Source organism: Kineococcus auxinigenes, from assembly GCF_050871525.1.
Lineage (GTDB): Bacteria > Actinomycetota > Actinomycetes > Actinomycetales > Kineococcaceae > Kineococcus.
In genome coordinates, this window is record NZ_JBKBCT010000106.1 from 1 (window position 1) to 9,557 (window position 9,557).

The 9,557-nt window shown below is 77.2% G+C and carries 8 protein-coding genes; 7 read left to right on the top strand and 1 reads right to left on the bottom strand.

Annotated features, from left to right (window positions below; translation table 11 throughout):
* Nucleotides 1–158: 158 nt before the first annotated feature.
* On the top strand, nt 159–1,646 hold the full coding sequence (locus ACRYR9_RS18745) for a phytoene desaturase family protein (protein ID WP_432493444.1): 1,488 nt from the start codon (nt 159–161) through the stop codon (nt 1,644–1,646).
* An 82-nt stretch (nt 1,647–1,728) separates the two neighbouring features.
* Here the strand turns inward: ACRYR9_RS18745 and ACRYR9_RS18750 are convergent, their stop codons facing one another.
* Complete coding sequence (locus ACRYR9_RS18750) at nt 1,729–2,673, bottom strand: sugar phosphate isomerase/epimerase family protein (RefSeq protein WP_432493446.1); 945 nt, start codon at nt 2,671–2,673, stop codon at nt 1,729–1,731.
* Between the two features lie 219 nt (nt 2,674–2,892).
* On the opposite strand from ACRYR9_RS18750, the gene ACRYR9_RS18755 reads away from it, so the two are divergent.
* The 6 genes from ACRYR9_RS18755 to ACRYR9_RS18780 are packed head-to-tail and all read left to right on the top strand — an operon-like array spanning nt 2,893 to nt 9,516.
* Nucleotides 2,893–3,849 carry an HD domain-containing protein gene (locus tag ACRYR9_RS18755; RefSeq protein WP_432493448.1) on the top strand — a complete coding sequence of 319 codons (957 nt, stop codon included), beginning with the start codon at nt 2,893–2,895 and terminating at the stop codon, nt 3,847–3,849.
* Between the two features lie 36 nt (nt 3,850–3,885).
* Nucleotides 3,886–4,968, top strand: a complete 1,083-nt coding sequence (locus ACRYR9_RS18760; protein WP_432493450.1) for a Gfo/Idh/MocA family protein — start codon at nt 3,886–3,888, stop codon at nt 4,966–4,968.
* 3 nt (nt 4,969–4,971) lie between these two features.
* On the top strand, nt 4,972–5,907 hold the full coding sequence (locus tag ACRYR9_RS18765) for an MBL fold metallo-hydrolase (protein ID WP_432493452.1): 936 nt from the start codon (nt 4,972–4,974) through the stop codon (nt 5,905–5,907).
* Nucleotides 5,904–7,481 carry a YcaO-like family protein gene (locus ACRYR9_RS18770; protein WP_432493454.1) on the top strand — a complete coding sequence of 526 codons (1,578 nt, stop codon included), beginning with the start codon at nt 5,904–5,906 and terminating at the stop codon, nt 7,479–7,481. Before ACRYR9_RS18765 ends, ACRYR9_RS18770 begins: the two co-directional genes overlap by 4 nt.
* Nucleotides 7,478–8,785, top strand: coding sequence for a glycosyltransferase family 4 protein (locus tag ACRYR9_RS18775; protein WP_432493456.1), 1,308 nt, complete (start codon nt 7,478–7,480; stop codon nt 8,783–8,785). Before ACRYR9_RS18770 ends, ACRYR9_RS18775 begins: the two co-directional genes overlap by 4 nt.
* Nucleotides 8,782–9,516: a PIG-L family deacetylase gene (locus ACRYR9_RS18780; protein WP_432493458.1), complete on the top strand. Its 735-nt coding sequence runs from the start codon at nt 8,782–8,784 to the stop codon at nt 9,514–9,516. Before ACRYR9_RS18775 ends, ACRYR9_RS18780 begins: the two co-directional genes overlap by 4 nt.
* The last annotated feature ends 41 nt before the right edge of the window (nt 9,517–9,557 follow it).

Sequence of the window (9,557 nt, forward strand, 5' to 3'; positions counted from 1 at the left end):
CCCCCCCCCCCCCCCCCCCCCCCCCCCCCCCCCCCCCCCCCCCCCCCCCCCCCCCCCCCCCCCGCCCCCCCCCCCCCCCCCCCCCCCCCCCCCCCCCCCGGGGCGCGTGGCGCGAGGGGCGGGTGGGAGACGGGGCGGCCACGTGCCAGGGTCGGGGCGTGAGCGCAGCGGTGGACGCCGTCGTGGTGGGGGCCGGGCCCAACGGGCTGGCCGCCGCCGTCGTGCTGGCCCGGGCGGGCATGCGGGTGGAGGTGCTCGAGCGCAACCCGACGGTCGGCGGGGGAGCGCGCACCGCCGAGCTGACCCTGCCCGGGTTCGCCCACGACCTGGGCTCCGCCGTGCACCCCATGGCGCTGGCCTCGCCGTTCTTCCGCGCGTTCGACCTGCCCGCGCACGGCGTGGAGCTCCTGCAGCCAGACGTCGCCTACGGCCACCCCCTCGACGGCGGCCGGGCCGCCCTGGCCCTGCGCGACCTGGAGGCCACCGCCGCGGGCCTGGGACCGGACGGGGCCGCCTGGCGCGCTCTGCTGGGCCCGCTCGTCGGGCGCTGGCGCGAGGTCGTCGCGCTGGCCCTGGGAGACCTGCGCACCCCGCCGCGCACGGGCGGCGAGCTGGCCGCGGCCGCCCGCCTGGGCCTGGCGGTGCTGGAGCAGGGCGGTCCGGCGTGGGGAGCGCGGTTCCGCACGCAGGCCGCCGCGGCGCTGCTGACGGGGGTGGCCGCGCACGCCGTCGCACCGCCGCGCGCGCCGGGCCCGGCCGGGGCCGGCCTGCTGCTGGCGACCCTCGCGCACGCCGTCGGCTGGCCGGTGCCGCGCGGGGGCTCGCAGGCGATCGCCGACGCCCTGGCTGCCGAAGTGGTGCGCCTCGGCGGCGCCGTGCGCACCGGGGTGGAGGTGGGCGACCTGCGCGAGCTGCCGCCGGCGCGCGCCGTGCTGCTGGACGTGGTGCCGCGCGGGCTGCTGCGGTTGGCCGGGGACCGCCTGCCCGGTGGCTACGCGGCGTGGCTGCGCCGCTGGCGGCACCGCTCCGCCGCCGCCCCCGTGCACTTCGCCCTGGACGGGCCGGTGCCGTGGGCGGCGCCGGGGCTGGAGCGCGCCGGCACCGTGCACGTCGGAGGCACCCGCGCCGAGCTCGTGGCCGCCGAGCGGGCGGTGGCCGCCGGCCGGCACGCCGAGCGCCCGTACGTGCTGCTGTCCCAGCCCTCGGTGCTGGACCCCGCGCGCGCCCCGGCCGGGCAGCAGGTGCTGTGGACCTACGCCCACGTCCCCGTGGGCTCGACCGTCGACGTGGGCGACGCCGTGCAGGCGCAGGTGGAGCGCTTCGCCCCGGGTTTCGGCGACCGGGTGCTGGCCCGGCGCACGGTGACCGCCGCCGAGCTGGAGGGGCAGAACCCCAACCTCGTGGGCGGGGACGTCTCCGCCGGTGCGGTCACGCCGTGGCAGCTGCTGTTCCGGCCGGTGCCGCGCTGGGACCCGTACCGGGTCCCGCTGCCGGCGCCGTCCCCGGGCACGTACCTGTGCTCGGCCGCCACGGCGCCGTCGGCGGGCGTGCACGGGATGGCGGGCGTGCACGCCGCCCGCCGGGCCCTGCGCCGGGAGTTCCGGATCCGCGTCGGCGCGGACGGGCTATCCGCGCCGACGCGGTGAACTCCCGGGTCCCCCGGGGGTTCACCCGGGGTTCCGCGGGAGTTCCGCCGGGGTTTCACCGCGGGCCCTGCCGGGGGTTCCCTCAGCGGTGCGCAGCTTGGACGCTGCGCCCCGCCGCGTCGAGGTCGACGACGCGCGACAGCGACGGCAGGAACCGCGTCAGGTGCTCCCGGCTGCGCCGGGCGGCGTCGCGGTGCACCGGGTCGTGGTCGTACAGCTCCACGCTGATCCACCCGTCCAGCCCGTCGGCGCCCAGGACCCGGCCGACCGCTGCGAAGTCGACGTCGCCGTCGCCGGGGACGAGGTGCGCGTGGACGCGGCCGGCGATGTCCTCCACCTGCAGGTGGCGGGTGATCGGCAGGTGCCGGGCCAGCGAGCCGAGCGGGTCGTCCTCCACGACGACGCCGTGCCCGAGGTCCTGGCTCAGCCACAGGTCCTCGCTGCCGGTGCGGGCGATCACCGCGGCGACCTCGGCGTTGGTCTGGCAGTGGAAACCCGGTTCCGGCTCGATCCCCAGCACGGTGCGCCCGCGCGGCAGCCCGGCGGCGTCCAGCTCGGCGTGCAGGGTGTCCAGCAGGACGGCGATGCCCTCGTCCAGCCAGCGGTCGGCCTCGGCGGCCGGCACGGCGGGGTGCCGGCTGCCGGTGGAGAACACCACGAGGGGCACGCCCACGCGCACACCGATGCGGACGCCGCGCTGCAGCAGGTCCAGGCGGCGCGCCCGCTCGGCCGGGTCGGGGTCCACCAGGGCCGGTTCGAAGGGCAGTTCGCTGAGCAGGTGGGGATCACCGGTGGCCAGGCTGCACGCCACCAGGCCGGTCTCCTCCAGCACCCGGTGCAGGCGGTCCGCGTCCGCCGGTGCGAAGGACCACGGGTCGACGTGCTGGGCGTTCAGGGACAGTTCGATGCCGTCGTAACCGGTGTCGGCCAGCACGCGCACGGCCTCGTCGAGCGGGACGGAACGCAAGCCGTTGGCGTTGTACGCGAGCCGCGTGCTCGACCCGCGGCGGGTGGGGTTGGAGTGCACCTGGGGGCTCCTCGTTCTCTGGGGGACAGGCGCGGGGTCTGGGAAGGACCGCTTCGCAGACTGGCAGCAACCGCCCCGGAACGCCCTCCGAGAGCGCGTCACCGCGCGTGGTGGGGGCGTGACGGTGCTCACGCGGGTTCGGGGTGCGGGTGCCTGCGGCGGGCGGCAGGCTGTCGCCGTGCTGCTCCCGATGCCGCGCGCCGCCCGCGGAGGCCGAGCGTGACCGACACCGAAACCGACACCCTCGGCGGCCCGGTCGTCGCCGCCTCGTCGCTGCAGGTGTACCGCGAGGTCGGAGACCTCAAACGTCTGCGCGACGCCCGCAGGCCGGGTTCGCTCGCAGACCGCGCGTTCGTGCGCTCCTGGCGCGCGGTGCTCGCCGACCCCTCGCCCGACGCCGTCGAGCGCGTCGCCCTGCGCGAGAGCGCGCACGCCCTGGTGGCGGCGCGGCTGGCCGGGGTCGACGCCGCGGTGCTGGAACTGGCGGGGCTCTCGCGCGGTGAACGGCTCGAGGTGCTGCAGCGCGCCTTCGACGCGGTCACCTCGAGCGCCGAGGGTGCGCTGGGCGACCTCGGCGACGTGCGCGCCGCGCTGGACCCCGACCCCCTGGACGAGGACGCGCTGCCGGCCGCGCCGGCGTTCGTGCACGCCCTGGTGCGCCAGCCGCGCGCCGGGGCCACCCACCCGGTGCGTCCCCGCGTCGTGGTCGAACCCCCGGAGAGCCACGGCGACCACTGCTTCGTCACCGCCGTCTACTCCGCGTTCGTCGCCCCCCGGTTCGGGGTCGGGCGGGGCGAGGCTTTCCTCGTGGCGCTGGCGCACCACCTGCCCAACGGCGACCTGCCCGACGCGGGCTTCGGCGGGGAGGTGCTCCTCGGCGAGCACTACCAGCGGGTCCTGGCCGTGCTCGAGGAGCGGTCGATGGACCAGCTGCCGGACGCGCTGGCCACCCGGCTGCGCGAGATGCTGCCGCAGCGGGAGACCACGGGAACGCCGATCGGCCGGGTCTTCAACACCGCCGACGTCCTGGACCGCGTCCTGCAGGTGCACCACCACGCCCGCGCCGCCGCCTTCACCGCCGCCCAGGCGCTGGACGACCTCGACATCGTCCACCCCGGGCCGGTGCAGGAGTTCCAGCTCGGCGTGCTGGCCGCCGCCGGCATCCCCGTGCGCTGAACCGTCCCCTGATTCTCTCGAGACCGACGGAGAACCGTGACGAACACCGAGAACCCCACCGGCCCGGCCACCACCGGGTGGGTGATCGCCGGTGCCGGGTGGGTGGCGCGCGACCACATGGCCCCGGCCCTGGCCGCCTCGCCCACCAGCCGCGTCGTCGCCGTCGTGGACCGCGACCTCGGCGCCGCGCGCTCCCTGGCGCAGCGGTTCCCGGGTGCGCTGGCCCACGACGACCTGGGCGCCGCGTTCCGCACCCCCGGCGCGCGTGCCGCCTACGTGGCCACCCCCAACCACGCCCACCGGGAGGTGGCCACCGCCGCCGCGGAGGCGGGCCTGGCCGTGCTGTGCGAGAAGCCCCTGGCCGCCACGCTCGGCGACGCCGCGGAACTGGTCGCCGCCTGCGAGCGGGCCGGGGTCCTCGCGGCCACCGCGTTCGACCAGCGGTTCCACCCCGCGCACCGGCGGATCGCAGAACTGCTGACCGCCGGTGCCCTGGGCACCGTGACCAGCGTCCGCATCGTCTACGGCTGCTGGCTGCCGCCGGGGTGGTCCCCGCCGGGCAGCACCACGGGGGACAACTGGCGGGTCGACCCGGTGCGTGCCGGTGGCGGCGCCTACGTCGACCTGGCGCCGCACGGCCTGGACCTGGTGGGGACGCTGCTCGGCGAGGACGTCGAGGTCGCCACCACCCACGTGCAGCGCCGCGTGCACGACTACGCCGTCGACGACGGGTCCGTCCTGGTGGGCAGCACCGCTTCCGGTGTCCTCGTCACCATCGCGAACTCCTTCAACACCGTCGAGACGCTGCCGCGCCGGCGCCTGGAGGTCGTCGGCACCCGCGGTCAGCTCGTGGCGACGAACACCATGGGGCAGACCGCCGGCGGCACCCTGGAACTCCTCGACGCCGCCACGGGGGAGCCCTCGCCCGTGGAGTTCGACGCCCTCACCTCCCCGTTCGCCGCGCAGGTGCGCGCGGTGGAGGAGGCGCTGGCCGACCCGGGGCGCTGGCCGTTCCCGATGGCCCGGGACCTGCGCCTGCTGCACCTGCTGCACGACGCCCTGGGCGCCGGGGTCCCCGGAACCCGCCCCGACCCCGTCCTCGCCGCTCAGGAGGCCTGAGGGATGACCGGACCGAACGACTCCCACGAGCTGCGCGGCGTCCGCGCCGGTGAACTGGCGCCGTTGCCCACCCGCGCCCACCGCTCGCACCGCGCGTACTCCTGCACGAACTGCGGGCACTGGCAGCGCTGGTTCGCGCACACCCCGCCGCCGTTGTGCCCGGTGTGCGCCGACGTGCGCAACGAGCTGCCCGAGGAGGGTTTCGCGTTCCGCACCGAGCGGGAGGTCGACGCGCTCGTCGAGACCTCCTGGCGCGAGGCCGTGCCCGGTGTCACGGAGTTCTGGTGCGACCCGGTCGTCGGCCTCGGCTCGCACGGCTGGGTCCTCGAGACTCCCGCCGGCCTGCTGGGTTTCGAGGCCGCGCCATGGTACTCCGCGGCCGCGCTGGCCGAGTTGCGCCGACGCGGTGGCCTGAGCGTCCTGGCGTCCAGCCACGTGCACGGCTTCGGCGGCCTGTGGCAGTTGCAGGACGAGCTGGACCCTCCGGTGGTGGCCGTCGGCGTGGACGACCTGGTGTGGACCAAGGCGTTCCGCGTGACGTACCCGGCCGACGACCACCTGGAGCTCGCCCCCGGCATCGCGATGCACCGCACCGGCGGGCACTTCCCCGGGCACAGCGTCCTGCACGACGCCGGCCGGGGGCTGCTGTTCTGCGGCGACTCCCTGAAGATCGACCTGAACCCCGACGGCAGCGCCGCTGCGCTCAGCGCCCACAAGGCGTTCCACGCGCAGATCCCGCTCTCGCGCGCGGAGCTGCGGCGCATGCGTGAGATCATCGGCGCCCTGGAGTTCGAGACGGTGTTCAGCCCGTTCGAGTTCGCCACCGGAGTCACCACCCGGCACGTGCTGGCCCTGGTCGACCACATGCTCGCCAACCCCCCGTCGGCGGCACCCGTGCCGATGGACGTCCTCGACCCCGCGAAGGCGGTCCTCGCGTGAGCGCCCCCACCTCCCGCCCCCTCGTCGCCGACCACCCCGTCGACGCCGCCGCCGAGCACCCGGCCACCACCCGCTTCCGCGGCGTGCTGGGCACCGAGGGCCGGTTCGAGTTCCCCACCTACCGCCTCGACACCGTCGGGGTTCCGTCGTGGTGGACGATCGCCCCCGCCGGCCCGAGCGCCTCGGCCGCGGCCGGCCACGGCTACGGGATCAGCGACGCCGACGCCCGCCGCTCCAGCTGGGGCGAGTCCGCCGAGCTGGGCCTGCTGCGCGAGCGCGTCGCGACGCTGGAGCACCGGCGCGGCACGCGCGAGGACCTCGTGGGGGAGTTCGGGACCGACTCCGTCGTGGACCCGCCGGCGCTGTGCCTGGACGCCGGGGCCCCGTACGCCCCGGACGCCGTGCTGAACTGGCTGCCGCTGCAGCGGTGGGGCACCGGTGAGCGCGTGTGGGCCCCCGCCGACGTGGTGCTGCGCGACGCCGACGAACTGCCGCCGGGGGTGGTCGACGACCTGCCCCGCCTGGTCACCCGGCACGGCAACGGCCTCGGCGCCGGCGACACCCTGCACCGGGCCGTCGCCCACGGCATCGGCGAGCTCCTCCAGCGCGACGGCAACGGCACCCGCTTCCGGGCGATGGACACCGGCGTCGTCCTCGACCTGGGCCCCGGCGACGAGCAGGTGCGCGACCCCGCGACCCGCGAGGCGCTGGCGAGGTTGCGCGCCCAGGGCGTGCGCGTGGTGCCCAAGCTCGCCAACGACTGGTGGGGGATCGTCAACATCACCGTCGTCGGTGCCGACGACGACCCCCTGCAGCCGGTGATGGTCACCGCCGCCGGCGAGGCCGCCCACCCCGACCGCGAGGTCGCCCTGCGCAAGGCCGTCCTGGAGTTCGCCGCCGCCCGCTCCCGCAAGGCGTTCACGCACGGCTCCCTGGACGCCGTCGCGGCGATCAGCCCGCCCGGGTACCTGGAGCGCTACGCCGCCGACCCGGCCACCCAGGAGGAGCGCGCGCTGCGCGGCATGCTCCGCTGGCTGGGCATGGACGCCGCGCAGCTGCGCGAGCTGCTGGAGCCGGTCGTGCTCGCCGAGCGCTCCCGGGTCCGGTTCGACTCCCTGCCCACCTGGTCCGCGCCCGCCGGTGCCGACGAGCAGGAGGCTCTGGCGCAGCACCTCGTCGGCCTGCTGCGCGAGCGCGGCTTCGACGTCCTCGTCCTGGACTGCTCCCGCCCGGACGACGGCGTGGCCGTGGCGCGCGTCGTGGTGCCCGGCCTGGAGGTGGAGATCATGAGCTACGGGCGGATCGGGGAGCGCGGGGTCGCCGACCTGCTCGCCCGCGGCGACGGGCGCACCGGCCTGCACGGCATCGCCGGTCTCGGTGCGCCGGGGGAGGCCGGGGTCCCCGCCACGGCCGCGCCCGTGCACCTGACCGACGCCGCCCGCGAGCGCCTCGGCGGGCCGGCCTGGCTGGACCGCGCCGCGATCGGCCGCGTGCTGGGGGAGCTGTACCCCCTCTACCGCGAACCGGCCCTGCACGCGGCCGCCGTCGCCCGGGCGAAGGGGTGGGACGCGTGAGGATCTGCTTCGTCAGCCGCCGCTACTGGCCGGCGGTGTCCGGGATGAGCGTGTACGCCGAGAAGCTGCTCACCGAGCTGACCGCGCGCGGGCACGAGGTCGTCCTCGTCTCGCAGTTCCGCGGCGACCCGGCCGGCAGCGCCGTCTACGGCGGCGGCCCGCCGCCCGCGGACCGCGTCCCGGCCGGGGTGCGCGCGGTGGGCCTGGAGGCGCTGGGGGAGCAGCGCGTCGCCGACGGCCTGCCCGCCGACTTCGGCGCGGACGTCGCGACGATGCGCGACACCGTGCTGCGCCTGCACGGCGAGGAACCCTTCGACCTGCTGCACGCGCAGTACGCCTGGCCCACCGGCGAGGCGGTGCTCCAGGCGTCCGCGCAGCTCGGCCTGCCCTCGGTCGTCAGCGTGCAGGGCGGTGACGGGCACTGGGTGGGCCTGTGCTGCCCGGAGCACTCGGCCGGCATCCGCACCGTCCTGGACCGCGCCGGCGCCGTCCTCATCGGCTCGCGCACCTTCGCCGACGAGGTCGTCGAGCACCACGGCACCGACCCGTCGCGCTTCACCCTCGTCGGCGGCGCCACCGACACCGCCGCGTTCACCCCCGCCGACGACGACCGCGTCGGCCTGCTGCCCGGGGACCGTCCCGCCACGCTGCTGTTCCACGGCCGGGTGGACCGCCGCAAGGGCGTCCTGGACCTGCTGCACGCCCTGGCCGCGCTGCGGGCGGGCGGCCGCGACGTGCGGCTGCTCGTCTCCGGCATCGGCCCGGACGTGACCGCCGTGGCCGACCTCGTCGCCGAGCTGGGCCTCGACGACGCCGTGGAGCAGCGCGGCTACGTCCCCTACGACGCCGCACCCGCCGTCTACCGCGAGGGCGACGTGTTCGTGTCCCCGACGCAGTCGGAGGGCTTCTCCAACACGATCCTGGAGGCGATGGCCGCCGGGCTGCCGGTGGTGACCACCCGCACCGTCGGCGTCGTGGACTGCGTGCGCGACGGCGAGAACGGCCTGCTGCACGACGTCGGCGACGTCGCCGGCCTGACCGCCGCGCTGGGCCGCCTGCTCGACGAGCCGGACCTCGGCCCGCGGCTGGCGCGGCGGGCGCTGGCGGAGGTGCGCGAGGTGTGGTCCTGGCCGGCGCTGACCGGGCGCATCGAGGCCGTCTACGACCGTCTCGCCGGCACCGCGCCGGACACGTCGTGGACCACGCTCGAGCCCGGGTCGCGGCACACCAGCGCCGGCCGCGGCGTCGAACCGGTCGAGCCGGCCGGCGGGTGCCGGTTCCTGTCCGCCCCGCACCTGCTGTGAGCGCGGCACACCCCGGTCCCGTCCGCGTGCTCGCCGTCTCCCCGCACCTGGACGACGCGGCGTTCTCCGCCGGCGGGCTGCTGGCGGGCCTGGCCGCGGCGGGGGCCGAGGTGCTCGTGGTCACCGTCTTCACCGGCAGCGTGCCGGACCCCACGGGGTTCGCGCTGGCCTGCCAGACCGACAAGGGCCTGGCCGCCGACGTGGACTACATGGCGCTGCGCCGCGCGGAGGACGACGCGGCGCTGGCCGCCCTCGGCGTGCGCGGCCGGCACCTGCCGCTGCTGGAGGCCCCGCACCGCGGGTACACCAGCGCCGCCGCGCTGTTCGGCCCGGTGGTCGCCGGTGACGAGGGGTGCCCGCGCGCGGTGGTGGAGGCCGTCGGCGGGGTCCTCGACGAGGAGTTCGGCGGCGGGGTGGACCTGCTTCTGGGGCCGCAGGCCCTGGGCGACCACGTCGACCACCGGCACGTGCGCGACGCCGTCGGGGGCCTGACCCGCGAGCGCCGCCTGAACGCCTCGCTGTGGGCCGACACCCCCTACGTGCTGCGGCCCGGCGCGGCTGCGCCCGCCGGCGTCCCGCGCCGTCCGTGGGAGGGTGAGCTGGAGGCCAAGGTCGCCGCCTGCGCGGCCTACGCCACCCAGCTCGGTTTCCAGTTCGACGGGGAGGCGGCGATGGCCCGGGCGCTGCAGGGGCTGCCGGAGACGTTCGACCCGCCGCTGCCGCTGGCGTGACGGGCCGGGAGACGCCGAGAGCGGCGCACCCCGCGGGGTGC